At 70.3% G+C, this 17,812-nt stretch carries 20 protein-coding genes; 13 read left to right on the plus strand and 7 right to left on the minus strand.

Annotated elements, in window-relative coordinates; genetic code table 11:
• Positions 1-147 precede the first annotated feature (147 nt).
• Entirely contained in the window at positions 148-957 is an 810-nt protein-coding gene (locus tag AC25Y0_RS08645) for an HAD-IIA family hydrolase (protein ID WP_488123559.1), read from the minus strand.
• Positions 958-1,050: 93 nt separating this feature from the next.
• Here AC25Y0_RS08645 and AC25Y0_RS08650 point away from each other — a divergent pair, with 93 nt between their 5' ends.
• Positions 1,051-1,995: an SDR family NAD(P)-dependent oxidoreductase gene (locus AC25Y0_RS08650; protein ID WP_488134508.1), complete on the plus strand. Its 945-nt coding sequence runs from the start codon at positions 1,051-1,053 to the stop codon at positions 1,993-1,995.
• Between the two features lie 2 nt (positions 1,996-1,997).
• Here AC25Y0_RS08650 and AC25Y0_RS08655 read toward each other — a convergent pair whose 3' ends face one another.
• The gene (locus tag AC25Y0_RS08655; protein ID WP_488123557.1) at positions 1,998-2,633 is read right to left on the minus strand and encodes a metal-dependent transcriptional regulator; all 636 of its coding nucleotides are present in this window, start codon (positions 2,631-2,633) and stop codon (positions 1,998-2,000) included.
• A gap of 33 nt (positions 2,634-2,666) precedes the next feature.
• Here AC25Y0_RS08655 and AC25Y0_RS08660 point away from each other — a divergent pair, with 33 nt between their 5' ends.
• Positions 2,667-3,311 (plus strand): TrmH family RNA methyltransferase, encoded by a 645-nt coding sequence (locus tag AC25Y0_RS08660; RefSeq protein ID WP_488123556.1) that lies wholly within the window; start codon positions 2,667-2,669, stop codon positions 3,309-3,311.
• Between the two features lie 24 nt (positions 3,312-3,335).
• On the opposite strand, the gene AC25Y0_RS08665 is transcribed toward AC25Y0_RS08660, so the two are convergent.
• The gene (locus AC25Y0_RS08665) at positions 3,336-4,658 is read right to left on the minus strand and encodes an MATE family efflux transporter (RefSeq protein ID WP_488123555.1); all 1,323 of its coding nucleotides are present in this window, start codon (positions 4,656-4,658) and stop codon (positions 3,336-3,338) included.
• 64 nt (positions 4,659-4,722) lie between these two features.
• On the opposite strand from AC25Y0_RS08665, the gene AC25Y0_RS08670 reads away from it, so the two are divergent.
• A complete protein-coding gene (locus tag AC25Y0_RS08670; RefSeq protein WP_488134509.1) occupies positions 4,723-6,705 on the plus strand; it encodes a M13 family metallopeptidase in 1,983 nt (660 codons plus the stop codon).
• Between the two features lie 16 nt (positions 6,706-6,721).
• On the opposite strand, the gene purU is transcribed toward AC25Y0_RS08670, so the two are convergent.
• The 3 genes from purU to AC25Y0_RS08685 all read right to left on the minus strand — a co-directional run bounded on the left by purU (position 6,722) and on the right by AC25Y0_RS08685 (position 9,349).
• Positions 6,722-7,603, minus strand: a complete 882-nt coding sequence (purU, locus tag AC25Y0_RS08675; RefSeq protein ID WP_488123553.1) for a formyltetrahydrofolate deformylase — start codon at positions 7,601-7,603, stop codon at positions 6,722-6,724.
• Between the two features lie 59 nt (positions 7,604-7,662).
• Positions 7,663-9,060 carry an MFS transporter gene (locus AC25Y0_RS08680; protein WP_488134510.1) on the minus strand — a complete coding sequence of 466 codons (1,398 nt, stop codon included), beginning with the start codon at positions 9,058-9,060 and terminating at the stop codon, positions 7,663-7,665.
• 85 nt (positions 9,061-9,145) lie between these two features.
• Entirely contained in the window at positions 9,146-9,349 is a 204-nt protein-coding gene (locus tag AC25Y0_RS08685) for a hypothetical protein (RefSeq protein ID WP_488123551.1), read from the minus strand.
• Between the two features lie 198 nt (positions 9,350-9,547).
• Here AC25Y0_RS08685 and AC25Y0_RS08690 point away from each other — a divergent pair, with 198 nt between their 5' ends.
• The 4 genes from AC25Y0_RS08690 to AC25Y0_RS08705 all read left to right on the plus strand — a co-directional run bounded on the left by AC25Y0_RS08690 (position 9,548) and on the right by AC25Y0_RS08705 (position 12,550).
• Positions 9,548-9,733, plus strand: a complete 186-nt coding sequence (locus AC25Y0_RS08690) for a hypothetical protein (RefSeq protein WP_488123550.1) — start codon at positions 9,548-9,550, stop codon at positions 9,731-9,733.
• A gap of 4 nt (positions 9,734-9,737) precedes the next feature.
• Positions 9,738-10,658 (plus strand): hypothetical protein, encoded by a 921-nt coding sequence (locus AC25Y0_RS08695; RefSeq protein WP_488134511.1) that lies wholly within the window; start codon positions 9,738-9,740, stop codon positions 10,656-10,658.
• Between the two features lie 27 nt (positions 10,659-10,685).
• Positions 10,686-11,066, plus strand: a complete 381-nt coding sequence (locus AC25Y0_RS08700) for a DUF4870 domain-containing protein (RefSeq protein ID WP_488134512.1) — start codon at positions 10,686-10,688, stop codon at positions 11,064-11,066.
• A 95-nt stretch (positions 11,067-11,161) separates the two neighbouring features.
• Positions 11,162-12,550 carry a glycine--tRNA ligase gene (locus AC25Y0_RS08705; protein ID WP_488123548.1) on the plus strand — a complete coding sequence of 463 codons (1,389 nt, stop codon included), beginning with the start codon at positions 11,162-11,164 and terminating at the stop codon, positions 12,548-12,550.
• A 44-nt stretch (positions 12,551-12,594) separates the two neighbouring features.
• Here the strand turns inward: AC25Y0_RS08705 and AC25Y0_RS08710 are convergent, their stop codons facing one another.
• Positions 12,595-13,167, minus strand: coding sequence for an HhH-GPD-type base excision DNA repair protein (locus AC25Y0_RS08710; RefSeq protein WP_488123547.1), 573 nt, complete (start codon positions 13,165-13,167; stop codon positions 12,595-12,597).
• 50 nt (positions 13,168-13,217) lie between these two features.
• On the opposite strand from AC25Y0_RS08710, the gene AC25Y0_RS08715 reads away from it, so the two are divergent.
• The 6 genes from AC25Y0_RS08715 (at position 13,218) to cofD (ending at position 17,801) form a co-directional block, all read left to right on the plus strand.
• Complete coding sequence (locus AC25Y0_RS08715; RefSeq protein ID WP_488134513.1) at positions 13,218-14,642, plus strand: protoporphyrinogen/coproporphyrinogen oxidase; 1,425 nt, start codon at positions 13,218-13,220, stop codon at positions 14,640-14,642.
• 100 nt (positions 14,643-14,742) lie between these two features.
• Entirely contained in the window at positions 14,743-15,138 is a 396-nt protein-coding gene (locus AC25Y0_RS08720; protein WP_488123545.1) for a hypothetical protein, read from the plus strand.
• Position 15,139: 1 nt separating this feature from the next.
• Positions 15,140-15,541, plus strand: a complete 402-nt coding sequence (locus tag AC25Y0_RS08725) for a phage holin family protein (protein ID WP_488123544.1) — start codon at positions 15,140-15,142, stop codon at positions 15,539-15,541.
• Positions 15,531-15,809: a hypothetical protein gene (locus AC25Y0_RS08730; protein WP_488123543.1), complete on the plus strand. Its 279-nt coding sequence runs from the start codon at positions 15,531-15,533 to the stop codon at positions 15,807-15,809. Before AC25Y0_RS08725 ends, AC25Y0_RS08730 begins: the two co-directional genes overlap by 11 nt.
• A 171-nt stretch (positions 15,810-15,980) precedes the next feature.
• A complete protein-coding gene (locus AC25Y0_RS08735) occupies positions 15,981-16,820 on the plus strand; it encodes a uroporphyrinogen-III synthase (protein WP_488123542.1) in 840 nt (279 codons plus the stop codon).
• A 9-nt stretch (positions 16,821-16,829) separates the two neighbouring features.
• Positions 16,830-17,801: a 2-phospho-L-lactate transferase gene (gene cofD / locus AC25Y0_RS08740; RefSeq protein ID WP_488123541.1), complete on the plus strand. Its 972-nt coding sequence runs from the start codon at positions 16,830-16,832 to the stop codon at positions 17,799-17,801.
• The last annotated feature ends 11 nt before the right edge of the window (positions 17,802-17,812 follow it).

Consider the following 17,812-nt stretch of genomic DNA (forward strand, 5'->3'; position numbering starts at 1 on the left):
GGGGGCACCGTCCTGGGAGGCCGTCCATCGATCTCAGTCCTCGTCGTCGCGACCGCGCCACCACTGCCAGATGAACGCGATGAGGGTGCCCACAAGCACGATGCCGCTCGTCACGAAGAGCAGCGACTGCTCGAACTCGTTCACCGCTCAGAGGTTCTCGGGCAGGTCGGATTCGATCGGCTCTGCCGGAAGCAGATCCGCGACCGAGCCGAGCACTTCGTCGGGGCGGAAGGGGAACCGCTGGATCGCGAGCGGGTCGCTGATCCCCGTGAGCACGAGCACGGTGTGAAGGCCCGCCTCGATGCCGGCGACGATGTCGGTGTCCATGCGGTCGCCGATCATCCCGGTCGTCTCGGAGTGCGCCCCGATCCGGTTCAGCGCCGAGCGGAACATCATGGGGTTCGGCTTGCCGACGACGTACGGCTCCATGCCGGTCGCCTTCGTGATGAGCGCTGAGATGGCCCCGGTCGCCGGCAGGACGCCGTCGATCGAGGGGCCCGTGGCATCCGGATTCGTCGAGATGAAGCGGGACCCCGCCCCGATCAGCCGGATGGCCTTCGTGATCGCCTCGAACGAGTAATGCCGGGTCTCGCCGACGACGACGTAATCCGGCGCCGTCTCGGTCATGATGAATCCGACCTCGTGCAGCGCCGTGGTGAGGCCTGCTTCGCCGATGACGAAGGCCGTGCCGCCGGGCATCTGCCCGCGCAGGAAGTCTGCGGTCGCGAGCGCCGAGGTCCAGATCGCCGCCTCGGGAACGATGAGACCCGATGCCCGCAGCCGGGCGGACAGGTCGCGCGGCGTGAAGATGGAGTTGTTCGTCAGGACGAGGAACGGCGTGCCGGTGTCGCGCCAGTGCTCGAGCAATTCCGCCGCCCCGGGGATGGGCGTGTTCTCGTGGACGAGAACGCCGTCCATGTCGGTCAGCCAGCATTCGATGTCGGCGCGCGTGCGCATGCGGTCAGCCTATCCCGGCCGGATGCCGGCCGTCCCGGCATCCGTCCCGCGCGTCCGACACGGGCGACCGAGCGCGCGGCGTAGGGTCGGATCGTGCCGTCTTGGAGTCTTCCCGATCTGACCGGCCGCACGTATCTCGTCACGGGGGCCAACGCCGGTCTCGGCTACTTCTCGTCCGAGCACCTCGTGCGTGCCGGTGCCCGTGTGCTCATGACGGGTCGGAGCCCGAACCGCCTTGCCGCCGCGCGGGCGGCGCTGCACCGTCGCATCCCCGATCTGCCGGCCGACCGTGTCGAGACGATGCTGCTCGATACGAGCAACTACGGTTCGGTGCGCGCCGCTGCGGCGAGCGTGCGCGGCCGAGGCCGGCTCGACGGCGTGCTGCTCAACGCCGGCATGGTGCGCCCTCCGACTCGCCGCGAAACGACGACCGACGGGCACGAGCGCGTGCTGGCGACGAACGTTCTCGGCCACTTCGCGCTCGGTGGCGCGCTGCTGTCGACCCTCGCCGGCACGGCGGGGCGCATGGTCTGGGTGGGCAGCGTGTCGACGTCACTGTGGCCCTACAACCCCGTCGATCCCCACCTCGTCGAGGGCTACACTGCGTGGCGCGCGTACGTGCAGTCCAAGGTGGCCGCGACCTCGCTCGGGCTCGAGGCCGATCGCCGACTGCGCGAGGCGGGCGTGTCGGTGTCGAGCGTCGTCGCCCACCCCGGCTATTCGACGAGCGGGCGCTCGCCGGGCATCGTGGGCGTCAACGAGCCCAGCCGCATGGCGCGGTTCACCGACAACCTGCAGACGCCCATCACGCAGTCCAAAGAGGCTGGTGCACTGCCGCTCGTGCATGCCCTGGCCGCCGATGGCCTCGAGGGCGGGTCGTTCTGGGGCCCGCGCTACGTCATGCACGGCACGCCGCGGCGAGCTCGGCCCTCGCGGCTCGGGCGCGACCCCGAACTCGGCGCGCAGCTGTGGGAAGTCGCCGAAGACGCGACGGGCGTGCGCTGGGCGTTCGAGCGAGCCGCGCAGAACCGCCGCTGAGCTCAGGCGCTCAGCCAGACCGCGTCGCCGCTGCCCTCGGGAAGAGTGACCTCGCCGTGCGCGAAGCGCAGCGTGACGGCGTCGACGACCGTGACCCGCGCCCCGACCTCGACTCCGGCCGACTCCACGGCGCGCAGCAACCCCGGGTTCCGGTCGCTCACGCGCAGCACGTGCCCGGCGTGCCCGGGCGCCGCGGTGGACAGCAGGACGAAGGGCGTCCGCTGGACGCGGCCCTGGGCGTCGGGGATCGCATCGCCGTGCGGGTCGAACCGCGGCCGGCCGAGTCGCTGGTCGATGCGCTCGAGCAGCCGGTCGCTCACGGCGTGCTCGAGGATCTCGGCTTCGTCGTGCACTTCGTCCCACGCGTAGCCGAACTCCTGCACGAGCCACGTCTCGATCAGCCGGTGGCGACGGATGATGGCTGCGGCGCGACGCAGGCCATTGGCCGTGAGTGCGATGGGTCCGTAGGGGCGGTGTGCGACGAGCCCCTGCGCGGCGAGCTTCTGCACCATCTCGGTCACGCTCGAGGGGGCGAGCCCCAGCTCGGCCGCGAGCTGCGACGGAGTGATGCGGGCATCCTGCCACTCGGTGTGGTGGTAGATCGTCTTGAGGTAGTCGTCGACGACGGGAGAGGCCACGGGTTCAGCGTACCCGCCGGGTAGCCTGGGCCGGTGACCGACCCCGCCGACCCGGCCGACCCCGCCGACCCCGCCGAGCCCGCTGTGCTGCACGGTGTCGGGCCCTGGCCGGGGGAGTGGCCCGACGACCCGCGCTACGACCGCGATCTGCTCGCGCACGGCGATCGACGCAACGTCGTCGACTCCTACCGGTACTGGACGATGGATGCGATCGTCGCCGACCTCGACACGCGCCGCCACCGGTTCCACGTCGCGATCGAGAACTGGCAGCACGACATGAACATCGGCTCGATCGTGCGCAGCGCCAATGCCTTTCTCGCCGCCGAGGTGCACATCGTCGGCAAGCGCCGGTGGAACCGCCGCGGGGCCATGGTCACCGACCGCTACCAGCACGTGCGGCACCACGAGGACATCGCCGCCTTCGCCGCGTGGGCCGCCGACGAGGCGCTGCCCATCGTCGCGATCGACAACGTGCCCGGGTCGGTGCCGCTGCCCGACGCCGAGCTGCCTGAGCGGTGCGTGCTCCTCTTCGGGCAGGAAGGCCCCGGGCTGTCGGCAGAGGCGGTCGAAGCTGCGACCGGCGTCGTCGAGATCCAGCAGTACGGCTCGACCCGCTCGATCAACGCCAGCGCGGCAGCCGCCGTCGTCATGTACGAGTGGTGCCGCCGCTGGGCGTGAGGGCCCGTCCGGGGTGACCCGGGATCACGACCCGGCCGTCAGCCACGCCGGCCCGCGCACGCGCCACGCCAGGGTCGCCAGTCGGGCGAGCATGTAGACGCCGAAGAACGCGACGCCCAGCCACGCGAGTCCGGCCGCGCCGGTCGGCTGCAGCGCCGCGATCAGCACGAGGGCCGGCAAGAACGGCACGAGATTGACCACGCCCGCGATCGCGAGGTACTTCGCGTCGCCCGCCCCGATGAGCACGCCGTCGAGCACGAAAACAACGCCGCAGATCGGCTGTGCGACGGCGAGCACGAGCAGCGCCGGCATGACGAGGGCGGCCACGGCGGGGTCGCCCGTGAAGATGAGTCCCATCACCCCCGACAGCGCCGCCACGACCGCCCCGACCAGCACGCCGAACCACGCGCCCCACGCGAGCGTGCGCGCGAGGACGCGCCGCACATACGATTCATCGCCCATGCCCAGCCCTTTGCCGATCAGGGCCTGCGCCGCGATCGCGAGGGCATCCAGAGCGAACGCCGTGGTGGAGAAGAGCGTGAAGACGACCTGCCACCCCGCAAGCTCGGCGGTGCCGAGCCCCGTCGCGACCGCGACAGTGGCAAGCAGCGCGACGCGCAGCGACACCGTGCGCAGGAACAGCCATCCGCCCGAGCGCGCCGAACCGCGCACTCCGGCGCGCTGCGGACGCAGGGATGCCGCGTGCCGCCGCGCGACGCGACCTACGACGACGGCGAACGCGGCCACCATCCCCCACTGTGCGACAACGGTGCCGGCCGCCGAACCGGCGATCCCCCATCCGAAGCCATAGATGAAGAGCCAGTTCAGGAGCGCGTTCGCGGCGAAGCCGAGGCCCGCGATCCACAGCGGCGTCACGGTGTCCTGCAATCCCCGCAGGAGCCCCGTCGCGGCGAAGACGACGAGCATGGCAGGCAGTCCCCACATCGACAGTCCGAGATAGATCTGGGCCTGCTCTGCCACCTCGGGCGTCGCACCGAACAGCGAGACGAGCAGGGGTGTCGCAAACCATCCCGACACGGCGAGCACCGCCCCGAGCCCGAGCGCGAGCCACATCCCGTCGATGCCGACCGAGACGGCCGATCCGTGGTCGCCCGCGCCGAACCGGCGCGCCACGGCCGGTGTCGTCGCGTAGGCGAGGAACACCATGAGCCCCACGATCGTCTGCAGCACCGCGCCGGCGATGCCCAGGCCCGCGAGGGGAACGATGCCGAGGTGCCCGATCATTGCCGCGTCGACGATGAGGAACAGCGGCTCGGCGACGAGGGCGCCGAGGGCCGGGACCGCGAGGCGCAGGATGTCGCGGTTCAATCCGCGCATGGGGGGCATGCTCCGATGCTACGAGTGAACGTCCTCCGCCTCCGTCTGCCCCCGGGCGCCTATCCTGGTTCGCATGACCGAAGCTCTCCCGTCCGGTATCGCTCTCGACGAACTCAGCGCGGACATCCGCCCTCAGGACGACCTTTTCCGTCACGTCAACGGCTCGTGGATCGACCGCACCGACATCCCCGAGGACAAGGCGAGGTGGGGGTCGTTCCACCTCATCGCCGAGCAGGCCGAGAAGCACGTGCGCGAGATCGTCGAAGAATCGCAGGATGCCGCAGAGGGCACCGAGGCGCGAAAGATCGGCGACCTCTACACGAGCTTCATGGACGTCGATCGGATCGCCGAGCGTGGCGCAGAACCGCTGCGCGATCAGCTCACCAAGATCGACGCGATCGACTCGATCCCGAGCCTCTTGCGGGTCGTCGGCGAACTCGAGCGCGAGGGAGTCGCCGGGATCTTCCACCTCTACATCGAGCCCGACCCGGGCAACCCGCAGCGCTATGTCGCCTTCTTCATGCAGGGCGGGCTGTCGCTTCCCGACGAGAGCTACTACCGCCTCGACAGCTTCGAAGAAACGCGCGCCGCGTTCCGCGCGCACGTGCACCGCATCCTCGATCTCGCCGGCGTCGCCGACGCCGAGGCATCCGCTGATCGCATCTTCGCGCTCGAGACCGAACTCGCGACCCACCACTGGGACAACGTGAAGAGCCGCGACGCCGTCGCGACCTACAACCTCATGACGTGGGACGACGTGCAGAGCCTCGTCGGGGTGGATCTGTCGCCGTGGCGCGACGGTGTCGCGCCGGCGCACGGCGATGCGTTCGCCGAGATCAACGTCTACCAGCCGAGCTTCCTCGAAGGTCTCGGCGGGCTGCTCGCCCCGGAGCGCCTCGAGGATTGGAAGGCCTGGCTGCGGTTCGCCGTCGTGCACGGATCGGCGGCGTTCTTGTCCGACGAGTTCGTCGACGAGAACTTCTCGTTCTACGGCACCCAGCTCACCGGCGTGCCGGTCATCCGCGAACGGTGGAAGCGCGGCGTCGGCCTCGCTGAAGCGGCGATGGGCGAGGCGATCGGCCGGGTCTACGTCGAGCGGTATTTCCCGCCCGCCGCGAAGGTCGCGATGGACGAGCTCGTCGCGAACCTCGTCGAGGCCTACCGGCAGTCGATCGTCGCGCTGGAGTGGATGAGCCCGGAGACGCGCGAGAGGGCCCTGGCCAAGCTCGACGCGTTCACGCCGAAGATCGGCTACCCCGTGAAGTGGAAGGACTACGACGCTCTCGAGATCGACCCGACCGACCTCATCGGCAACGTCCGGCGCGCGAACGTGCACGAGCACGACCGGCAGCTCAGCAAGGTCGGGCAGCCGATCGACCGCGACGAGTGGTACATGACGCCGCAGACGGTCAATGCGTACTACAACCCGCTCATGAACGAGATCGTCTTCCCCGCTGCGATCCTGCAGTACCCGTTCTTCGACGCCGAGCGCGACGCGGCCGCGAACTACGGCGGCATCGGGGCCGTCATCGGGCACGAGATCGGCCACGGCTTCGACGACCAGGGCAGCCGCTTCGACGGCGACGGATCGCTGCGGGACTGGTGGACCGATGAAGACCGGGCGGCGTTCGAGGAGCGCACAGCCTCGCTCATCGCCCAGTACGACGGGCTCACTCCGACGGGCATCTCCGAGGACTACACGGTCAACGGCGCGCTCACGATCGGCGAGAACATCGGCGACCTCGGCGGCCTCGGCATCGCCCTCAAGGCGTATGCGCTGTCGCTGGGTGCCGATTCGGTCGGTGACCCGGTCGAAGCCCCCGAGATCGACGGGCTCACCGGCATCCAGCGTGTGCTGCTGTCATGGGCGCAGATCTGGCAGCAGAAGAGCAGGGATGCCGAGACGATCCGGCTGCTCACGATCGACCCGCACTCGCCGAACGAGTTCCGGTGCAATCAGATCGTGCGCAATCTCGACGCGTTCTACGACGCGTTCGGCGTCACCGAGAGCGATGCGCTGTGGCTTCCGAAGGATCAGCGCGTCACGATCTGGTGACCGCAGGGCCCCGGGCCTAGAAGACGATCGTGTGGTTCCCGTGGCGGATCACGCGGTCCTGCGCGTGCCAGAGCACGGCGCGCGAGAGCACCTGGCGCTCGACGTCGGCTCCGCGGCGCGCGAGCTCGGCGACGCCGTCGGCGTGCGTCACGCGCACGGTGTCCTGGTCGATGATGGGCCCTTCATCGAGGTCTTCCGTGACGTAGTGGCTCGTCGCGCCGATGAGTTTGACGCCGCGCTCCTTCGCCTTCTTGTACGGCTCGGCGCCGATGAAGGCGGGCAGGAAGGAGTGGTGGATGTTGATGACGGGCACACCGAGCTGGGCGAGGAAGTCGCTCGAGAGGATCTGCATGTAGCGCGCCAGCACGATGAAGTCGACGTTGCCGACGAGCAGCTTGAGGATCTCGGCCTCAGCCGCGCTCTTGTCCGGGCCCGGCGCCGAGGGCACATGGAAGAACGGCACGCCGAACGAGCGCACGTCCTCGGCCGCGGTCGTGTGGTTCGAGATGACCATCGGGATCGAGACGGGCAGGTCCCCGCGGCGGTGCCGCCACAGCAGGTCGAGCAGGCAGTGGTCCTGCTTCGAGGCGAGGATCGCCATGCGCTTGGGCACGGACTGGTCGGTGAGCGACCACTCCAGGTCGAACCCGCCGAGCGTCGTCGCGAGGTCGGCCTCGATCTCGGGCAGGGCGGCGTCGAGTCCCGGGCGGTGGAAGACGACGCGCTGGAAGTACGCTCCGCCCGTCGGGTCGTCCGAGTACTGGTCGAGGGCGACGATGTTCCCCCGGTTGCGCGTGATGAGCGCAGAGACGGCGGCGACGATCCCCGGCTGGTCGCTGCCGTGCACGATGAGGCAAGCGTGTTCGGGAAGGAGCTGCGGTGAAGACGGCGCGGACATCCCTCGATTCTGCCCTCAGTTGACGGATGCCGCGTCCACGGACGCGGATTCGGGGCGAGTCAGCGAAGCGACGGATGCCGCTCGTGCGCGTCGGGACGGGACGGGATGAACACCGCGATGCCCAATGCGACGACGGCGGCGGCGCCGCCGAGCACGAACGACAGCTGGAAGCCCTCGGGTGTCGGCATCGAAACGCCTTCGAACGGTCGGGACGAGGTCGCGAGGACGGCTCCGGTCACTGCCGCCGCGACGCTCGTGCCGAGTGAACGGAACAGCGCGTTGAGGCCGTTCGAGGCGCCCGTCTCGCTCTGCGGCACGGAGCGCATGATGAGCATGGGCATCGCGGCGTAGCCGAAGCCGATGCCGACGCCGATGAGCAGGTTCGCGATGAGCAGGTGCCAGACCTCGGCCGACAACAGCAGGGTGAACCCGTAGGCCGCGATGAGTGCGGTCGATCCCATGACGAGCAGTGCCTTCGGGCCGATCGTGCCCGCCAGGCGTCCCGAGACCGGCGAGAGCACCATCATCACCAGGCCCGACGGCATGATGATGAGACTCGCCGCCAGAAGCGACAGCCCGAAGCCGCCTGCTCCCACGGGGAGCTCGAGCATCTGCGGGTAGCTCACGTTCGAGGAGAAGAGCGCGAATCCGAGCGCGACCGAGGCGAGGTTCGTCAGCAGCACGGCGGGACGACCCGCGATGCGCAGGTCGAGCAGAGGCTCGTCGATGCGCAGCTCGTACCAGCCCCACAGAAGGAGCACGACGACGCCTCCGATGCCGCATACGAGGGTGGCCGGTGCGGCCCAGCCCCATTCGTTGCCGCGCGAGACGGCGAGCAGGATGCCGACCAGGCCGACAGCGAGGCCCGCGGCGCCGATGTAGTCGAAGCGACCCGCGGTGCGCAGGACACTGACGGGCACGATCCACAGCACGAGCACGAAGACGAGCACGCCGAGTGCCGCAGAGACCCAGAACAGCAGGTGCCAGTCGGTGTACTCGGTCACGAGGGCACTGATCGGGAGCCCGATCGCGCCGCCCACGCCGAGCGTCGCACTGATGAGCGCCACGGCCCCGGCGACGCGGTCCGCCCGCAGCACGTCACGCAGGATCGATATGCCCAGCGGGATGACACCGGTCATCGCGCCCTGCAGCGTGCGGCCGACGATCACCCCGACGATGTCGGTCGACAGCGCCGCGACGGCAGACCCGGCGACCATCACCGCGACGAGCACGAGCAGGATCCGACGCTTGCCGTACATGTCGCCCAGGCGCCCCGCGATGGGCGTGATGACGGCGGCGGCGAGGAGCGTCGAGGTGACGACCCACGCGGTGTCCTCGCGGCTCGCGTCGAGCAGTTCGGGCAGCTTCGACTGGATCGGGACGACGAGCGTGAACATGAACGACGAGGCGAGCCCGGCCACCGCCAGGACCGCGATGATGGCGGCCTGTGACGGCATCCGGGTGAGTCTTCTGCGTGCGTTCTCGTCCCGGTTCATTACGACTCAGGCTATCGGCACTCGCGGGTGCCTCGGCCCGAAAGGGCTACGCGCCCTTCTCTCGGTCGGGTTCTTCGTACGGGTTGCCCGGTCGCACGACGGCGTCGTCGCGCACGTCGATCCGCGTGACACCCTCACGGTGGGTCACGTCGATCCGTGGCGCTGCGTCGGCCTCGACGGCGTTCGGCGCCGCGAGCAGCTGGTCGCGGCGCTTCTCTTCGTCGGTCATGCCCGTCTCATCCGTTCCCATGGCCGCTCCTTCCGATGCGTCGAGAGTACGGGCGCCCGGCGGCGGGCAGGACGGGGTTGCCGTGGCGCGACGCGTGCGCTACTTCGCCGTCCCGGTCGCGCGGCGTATCAGCCGACGGCTCAGTCGCTCCTCTCTCTCGAAACCCGCGTCATGCAACGCGGCCCGCGCGGTCTCTGGATCGAGTGAAAGGAGAAGGCGATGAGGGAGTCCCTGGTGCGCGAAGTGCTCGAACAGCTCGTGCGGACCATCACGAGTGGGCGCGGGCAGGGCAGGGCGCCGCGCCTGCCGCGGGCGCTGCGCCCGCACACGGCGCGATCGACCTACCGCCCCGTGACCGACGTCGAGGTCATCCGCCGTCTGGCGGCCCGGCCGGGTCTACCCTGATCGCATGCCCACCGCGACACCGGCGGCGTGCGCCCCGGCGGGTCGATCGCGCGCGATCGGCACGACGGGCCCGCGCCATCGGGTCCGGCACGTCGGCGCGCAGCGCACGGTCCGGCGGATCGCACGGATGCTGCCCGTCTGCGTCGTCGCGCTCGCCGCGTGTGCGCCGAGCGCGGAGCCCGCGATCACCGACGGCCTCGAGGTCGCCGTGGTGCAGTCACGCTCCGACGTCGCCGATCGCCACGCGCAGGTGCGCGTGCGCAACATCACCGACGCCTCCGTCGACATCGGTGCCGTCGAAGTCGTCGACGCACGCTTCGCCGAACCCGCGACGCGCACCGATCCGGCCCGGATCACGACCGTGCGGCCGGGAGCGACGGTCGACATCCGCGTCGCGCTGCCCGACATGGACTGCGCCTCGCCGTCGGGCGACCCCCGCGTGCGACTGGAACTCGCGGGCATGGCCGTCGAGGCTTCGGCCTCCGATCCGCTCGACGTCATCGCGCCGCTCCACGAGCGCGAGTGCCGCGCCGCGCGGCTCGCGGCCGCGGCCGACGTCGCGTTCGCGTCCTTCGTGCCCTCGCTGCCCCCGGAGCCTGCCGTGCTCGAACTCGAGGTCGTGCCGACGGGTCGCGCCGAGGCGATCATCGCGGGGGTTCAGCCGACGAACCTGCTGCGCTTCGACAGCGTGGCCGCCGGTGAGACTCTGCCGCTCGACATCATGACCGAGGACGGGCCCGTCGCGGTCCCCCTGCCTGTCGTGCCCCTGCGCTGCGATCCGCACGCCGTGCAGGAGGACAAACGAGGCACGGTCTTCACTCTCGTGGTCGACCTCGACGGCGAGCCAGGAGAGATCGAGCTCGCGGCGCCTGCCGACCTGCGCGCTCGCATCCTGACGTGGGTCAGCCGGTGGTGCGCCGGATGAGCGGCGCCGAACGCTAGGCTCGGCGCCGTGACGCTTCCCCCGCAACCTCCGCCCCCGCCCGTCTACGGCGCGGGGCCGCAGCCGATGAGCCCCTCCGACGAGAAGATGTGGGCGGTGCTCGTGCACCTCGGCGGAGCGCTCGTGAGCATCCTCGTGCCCCTCATCGGCTACCTCGTGCTGAAGGATCGGGGGCCCTTCGTGCGCTCGCACACCGCGACGGCGCTCAACTTCCAGCTCACGGTGCTCATCGCCTACGTCGTCGGCGGCGTGCTGACCATCGTGCTCGTTGGGATCTTCATCCTGATCGCCGCGATGATCGTGAACATCGTCTTCGCGATCATCGCGGCTGTGAAGGCCGGCCGCGGGGAGTGGTACCAGTACCCCCTCGCGATCCGCTTCGTCAGCTGAGCGGCCTGCCGCTGCGCGGCTAGACTCGACGGATGCCGCGCTGTGCGGCATCCGCGCCCTCTTCGCGCCCTCCCCACCCGACCATTGGAGCCACCGTGGCCGAGCAGTCCCGTCTCGACAAAGTCATCGCCCTCGCCCGTCACCGCGGGTTCGTCTTCCAGGCGGGTGAGATCTACGGGGGGTCCCGATCGGCCTGGGACTACGGCCCCCTCGGCACGGAGCTCAAAGAGAACGTGCGCCGCCAGTGGTGGCAGTCGTTCGTGCGTGGTCGCGGCGACATGGTGGGACTGGATTCGTCGATCATCCTCCCCAAGCGCGTATGGGAGGCCTCAGGCCACGTCGCGACCTTCACCGACCCTCTCGTCGAGTGCCTGCAGTGCCACAAGCGCTTCCGTGCCGACAACCTCCTGGAGGACTTCGAGGAGCGCAAGGGTCGCGTCGCCGAGAACGGCCTCGCCGACGTGCCGTGCCCGAACTGCGGAAACAAGGGCCAGTGGACCGAGCCGAGGGCATTCTCCGGCCTGGTCAAGTCGTACCTCGGCGTCGTCGACGATGAGACCGGCCTGCACTACCTGCGCCCCGAGACCGCCCAGGGAATCTTCGTCAACTTCGGGAACGTGCTGACGGCGAGCCGCAAGAAGCCCCCGTTCGGTGTGGGCCAGGTGGGCAAGGCGTTCCGCAACGAGATCACGCCGGGCAACTTCATCTTCCGCACGCGTGAGTTCGAGCAGATGGAGATCGAGTTCTTCACACCGCCCGCCGAGGCCGGCGAGTGGTTCGACCACTGGGTCGAGGCGTGCTGGGACTGGTTCATCGACCTCGGCATCGACGCCGACAACATGCGCCGCTTCGACGTTCCCACCGAGGAGCGCGCGCACTACTCGGCCGGCACGATCGACGTCGAGTACCGCTTCGGCTTCGCCGGCAAGGAATGGGGCGAGCTCATGGGCATCGCCAACCGCACCGACTATGACCTGAAGAGCCACACCGAGGCGTCGGGGCAGAGCCTGACGTTCTTCGACCAGGCCTCGGGCGAGCGGTACACCCCGTTCGTCATCGAGCCCTCGTTCGGCCTGACCCGCGCCATGATGGCGTTCCTCGTCGACGCGTACCACGAAGAAGAGGTGCCCAACGCGAAGGGCGGCACCGACAGCCGCACCGTGCTCAAGCTCGACCCGCGCCTGGCTCCCGTCAAGGTCGCCGTGCTGCCGCTCTCGCGCAACGAGCGGCTGTCGCCCCTTGCTCGTGGCCTGGCCGACGACCTGCGCGCGCACGGCTGGAACATCGACTTCGACGACGCCGGCGCGATCGGCCGACGCTACCGCCGCCAGGACGAGATCGGCACGCCGTTCTGTGTCACCGTCGACTTCGACTCCCTCGACGACAACGCCGTCACGGTCCGCGACCGCGACACGATGTCGCAGGAGCGTCTGCCGATCGAAGGGCTCGCAGACTTCCTGGCTGAGCGACTCAAGGGCGCCTGACGCATCCGCCGCTCACGGGTGGCGATGGTCCAGGTGCGCCCGGTTCAGGTGGCCTCGCGGGCGGCGGCCTTCATCGCGCGCTTGTGCTCGCGCACCTTGGTGAGCGATTCGGGCGAGACGATATCGGCGACGCTGCGGTACGACCCCTCTTCGCCATAGGGGGCCGATGCCTCACGCCAGCCGTCGCCCGTGAACCCGTACTGCTTGCCCAGCAGTGCGAGGAAGATCTTGGCCTTCTGGTCGCCGAAGCCCGGCAACGCCTTCAGGCGCTTGAGCACGGTCGCCCCGTCGGGTGCATCCCGCGTCCAGATGGCCGCGGCATCCCCGCCCCAATCCGCTTCGACAGCTGCGCACAGCGCCTGCACCCGCGCAGCCATCGAACCGGGGAACCGGTGCACGGCGGGCGTCTTGCGGAAGACCTCGACGAACGCGTCAGGATCGTAGGCGGCGAGGGTGCCCGCCTCGACCGCGCCGGCGCGCTCCTGGATCTTCAACGGCCCCGCGAACGCCGTCTCCATCGCGATCTGCTGGTCCAGCAGCATCCCGATGAGCAGGGCAAGCGGATTGATGGTGAGCAGATCGTCGGCACGGTCGTCGCCCGTGATGTGCAGCGTCATGCCCCTCAGTCTCGCACCGGCCCGGTCGGCTCGTGGCGCGGGGTGCGAGGATGGACGGCGTGAACGACGCCGCGCCCCTCGAGAACCTCGCCGCGCACGCCCGGGAGACCCATGTCGTCGTGGTCGGAGCCGGCATCGCAGGCCTCGTCGCGGCGTACGAATGCGCCAAGGTCGGCCTCGCCGTCACGGTGCTCGAGGCCCGTGAGGCGCCCGGTGGCGCCGTGCGCTCCGGCACGGTGGGCGAGACCGAGCTCGATCTCGGTGCAGACGGCTACGCGACGGCGGGAGGTCACGTGCGCGCACTCGTCGATGAGCTGGGCCTCACCGACCGTGTGCGCGCCGAGGCGCCGACGACACCGTGGGTCGCCGGTCTCGCGGGCGGTGCCGCACCCCTGCCCCCCGAGAACGTGCTCGGCATCCCCGCCAACGCGTGGGATCCCGCCGTGCGCCGCATCATCGGGTGGCGCGGCGCGTGGCGCGCGTACCTCGACCGGCTGCGCCCGCCGCTCACGATCGGCCAGCAGCGCAACCTCGACACGCTCGTGCGCGGCCGGATGGGTCCCCGCGTCGTCGAACGCCTCGTGGCGCCGCTGACCGCCGGTCGGCACGGACTCGCCCCCGACGATGTCGATGTCGAGGTGGCTGCTCCGGGCCTCAACACGGCGCTCACGCGCACGGGCTCGCTCTCGGGCGCCGTGGCCCAGCTGCGCGGCATGGCGCCGGAAGGGCCCGCGTACGAGACGATCGACGGCGGGATGCGGGTGCTCGTCGCCGCCCTCGCGGAGCGACTCGCCGAGCTCGGCGCCGAGCTGCGGACCGAGACCGAGGTCGCCCGCCTCGACCGCGTGCCCGGAGCCGGGTGGGTCGTCGTGTGCGCAGGCGACGACGAGACCCGCATCGACGCCGACGTCGTGCTCGTCGCGACAGAGGAGCACGCAGCCCGTGGCCTGCTCGCGCCCCACGTCAGCGGGCTGGGCGCTGCCGAGCCGAGGTCGGCCGACGTAGTAACGCTCGTGCTCGACGGCACGCCCGATCCCGCTCGCGCCGCCGTCTATCCCGTGCCCGGCGCGCACGCCGCGTCGTCGGCCGTCGACATCACGGCACGCTGGCCGTCGGTCGCAGCCTCTGTGGGTGCCGGCACCCGTGTGGTGCGTGTGACGCTGCCCGCGGGGCCCGCCGACGAGGAGGGCGCGATCGCAGCGGCCACCCGCGACGCGTCCGCCCTCTTCGGTCTTGCGGACCCCGTCGTGAAGGCGGGGCGACGCGAGCGCTTCGACATGGCGCCGCCCCGGTCTGCGCGCGGCCGGCTTGATGAGGTGCAGCGGGCGCGCACCGACGTGCACGCCCGTGAGGGGCTCGCCGTCGTCGGGGCATGGGTTTCGGGCAGCGGGCTCGCGCAGGTCGTCCCCGACGCCGTCGCCGAGGCGGAACGCGTGCGACGGCGCGCTCTGTTCGGCAATGAACCGCTGCAGTGAACGTGACACGGCGCCGGTTGTCAAGGGTGGATACCCGAAGAGGAATACGGGACTACCCTGGTCACGTCAGCTGGCGCACCACCCAACGTGAGGAGACCCCATGAGGGGCAAGACAGGACTCGTCGTCGGACTCGCCGTGGGCTACGTGCTCGGAACGCGCGCGGGTCGCGAGCGATACGAGCAGATCAAGACACAGTGGCTCAAGGTGTGGCACACCGACCCCGTACAGAAGCAGGTCGAGAAGGTGAGCACGTTCGCGAAGGAAGCCGCCACGGCGCTGCCCAGCACGCTGTGGGCTTCCGCCGTCAAGGTGACCAAGGCCGCCTCGTCCGAGGGCACGCCGCGTGAGAAGGTCGACAAGGCAGTCGCCGCCGGCAAGGAGAGCGCCGAGGATGTCGCCAAGACGGTGAAGGCCTCGGCCAAGACCGCGAAGAAGGCCGCCGATGACGCCGTCGATGACGCTGCGAATGACACGTCGGGGAGCGGCGGGGCCTGAGATGACGACGCCCCGAGGATTCCGGGATCGCGCCGACGACAGCCTTCTGACGCTGCTCGGCGAGATTCCCGAGCTCATCCGCAACCTGGTGGTCGCCGAGATCGACGCCGGCAAGGCGTGGGTGCGGCGCACCGCGAAGGACGCGGGGATCGGCGCCGGCTGGTTGGCCGCCGCTCTGTTCTTCCTGTTCTGGACCGTTCCCGCGCTCTCCGCGTTCGTGATCATCGGCTTGTCGTCGTGGTGGCCCGCGTGGCTGTCGGCGCTCGTCGTCTTCGGCGCGATGCTCTTGATCGCGATCGTCTGCGCGCTGCTCGGCATCCTGCGCTTCAAGAAGATCTCAGCGTCCAAGAACCCCGTCCAGGCCATCAGCGAAGACATCAAGGAGGTGCGCGATGAGCTCTAAGGTGCCCGTGCCGGTGCCGCGCACCGGAGTTCCGATCGGAATCGATGACCCCGTCGAGAAGGCTCGTGCTGAGCTGAAAGCCGCTCTCGCGGCGATCGAGGTCAAGGCGAATCTGCCGCGCCGCATGAGCGAGGTGACCGAGCGCAACGTCGCTGCCGGCCGCGCGTTCGCGCGTCGCAACCCCGGCGCGGCCACAGCGGCAGTCTTCGCGGGAGCGGTCGTGGTCGGCGCTGCGGTGTGGGGGCTGGTGCGCCTTTACACGCGCTGAGCGGACATTGCGGGCGGCGAACTCGGCCCCCGCCCCCGTCCGAGGGGTATGCTCAGGGTCAGGCAGTGCAATGGTGCGGATGCTGCTGGCCGCGCGAACCCGACTGAATCGCGCGTCGGCTGCCTCGACGACTGGGTGGCCGATCGAGTCCCACGAAAGTCGATCAACCCCATGAACACACCCACATCGTCTGTTCCCGACAAGCCCCTCGCGGGCTGGCGCGTGCTCGTTCCGCGCGGTGGCCCCTGGGGCGACGGCGTCGCGGCGACCCTGCGCCGACAGGGAGCGACGCCCGTCATCGCACCGCTCATCAACTTCGCCCCGACGAACGACCCCGCGGGTCTCGAACAGGCGCTCGCCGACCTCGCTGCGGGCCGGTTCGACTGGCTGACGGTCACCAGCGCGACGACGGTCGATGTGCTGTACGCGTTCCGCGCCACGATCCCTGCCAAGACGAAGGTCGCCGCTGTCGGTGAGACGACGGCCGCGGCGCTGACCGCGGTCGGCTACAAGGTCGACCTGATTCCCGACGAGGACAACTCGGCAGCCGGGCTCGCCGGTCAGCTCATCGCGCTGGAACCCGAGCCCCGCGAAATCCTGACGCTGCGCAGCGAACTGGCCAAGCCCATGCTGACGCGCATGCTCACCGACGCGGGGCACGATGTGCGCAGCGTCGTAGCCTATCGAACCGTCGGCGTTCCCGTGACCGAACGCATCGCCCACGATGTCGAGTCCGGCCGCATCAACGCGATCCTCGTCACGAGCGGCTCGGTCGCCGAGCAGGTGCACGAGCAGTTCCCCGACCTGCCGGTCACGACCGTCATCGCCGCGATCGGCCCCCGGACGGCGAAGGACGCCCGTCGCGCGGGCCTCGCCGTCGACATCGTGGCCGACACGCAGACCGTCGACGCGCTGATCGACGCCGTCGCCCGGTTCCCCCTTCCGCACGCAGCCGACGAGGTCGCGCCGCGCACGGGCCTCTTCCGTGCGATCGTCCGCGATCACGACTGAGTTCCGCACGTGAGCGAGAGCCCGCGCGTCGTCGTCCTCGCGGGCGGCGTGGGCGGTGCGCGCTTCACGCTCGGCGTGCGCGCAGCCCTGCAGCGCCGTGGCGCAGCCCCCGCGACCGTCGTGGTCAATACGGGCGATGATCTGTGGCTGTCGGGCGTCCGTCTGCAGCCGGACATCGACTCGATCATGTATGCGCTCGCAGGAGTCAACGACACGGGCCGAGGGTGGGGTCGCGCGGGTGACACCGAGCGGGTCAACGCCGAGTTGCAGGAGTGGGGCGCGGGATGGCCGTGGTTCACCCTCGGCGACCTCGACCTCGGCACCCATCTCGCGCGCACGGGGTGGCTGCGTGACGGGCTCACCCCCACCGGCGTGCTCGAACGCATGTCGACGCGGTGGGACCTCGGGGCGACCCTGCTGCCCATGACCGACGCCGAGGTCGATACCCACGTCGTCCTGGCTGACGGTGCACGGATGCACTTCCAGGAGTGGTGGACCCGCCACCGTGCGGCGCTGACGCCCGCCGCGTTCGAGAACCCGGGCATCGATGATGCCCGGCCGGCCCCCGGCGTCATCGAGGCCATCCAGGCGGCCGACGTCGTGCTGCTGGCGCCCTCGAACCCCGTCGTCTCGCTGGGACCGATCCTCGCCGTACCGGGCATCCGCGAGGCTCTGCGTGAGACGCCGGCCGCTGTCGTCGGAGTGTCGCCCATCATCGGCGGACGCGTCGTGCGGGGCATGGCCGACATCTGCCTCACGGCGATCGGTGTCGAGACCTCGGCACCCTCCGTCGCGGAGCATTACGGTGCGCGCTCGGCCGGCGGCATCCTGGACTCGTGGCTGCTGGCCGAAGAGGATGCGGCACACGCCGGCGTCGTCGACGCCCTCGGGGTGCGCGCCGTCGTCGCCCCGCTGTGGATGACCGATGCCTCAGCCTCGTCCGAGATCGTCGACGCGGCCCTTTCCGTCGCCGGTCTCTGACGCGCGGTTCG

The organism is Microbacterium sp. Y547 (assembly GCF_057669785.1).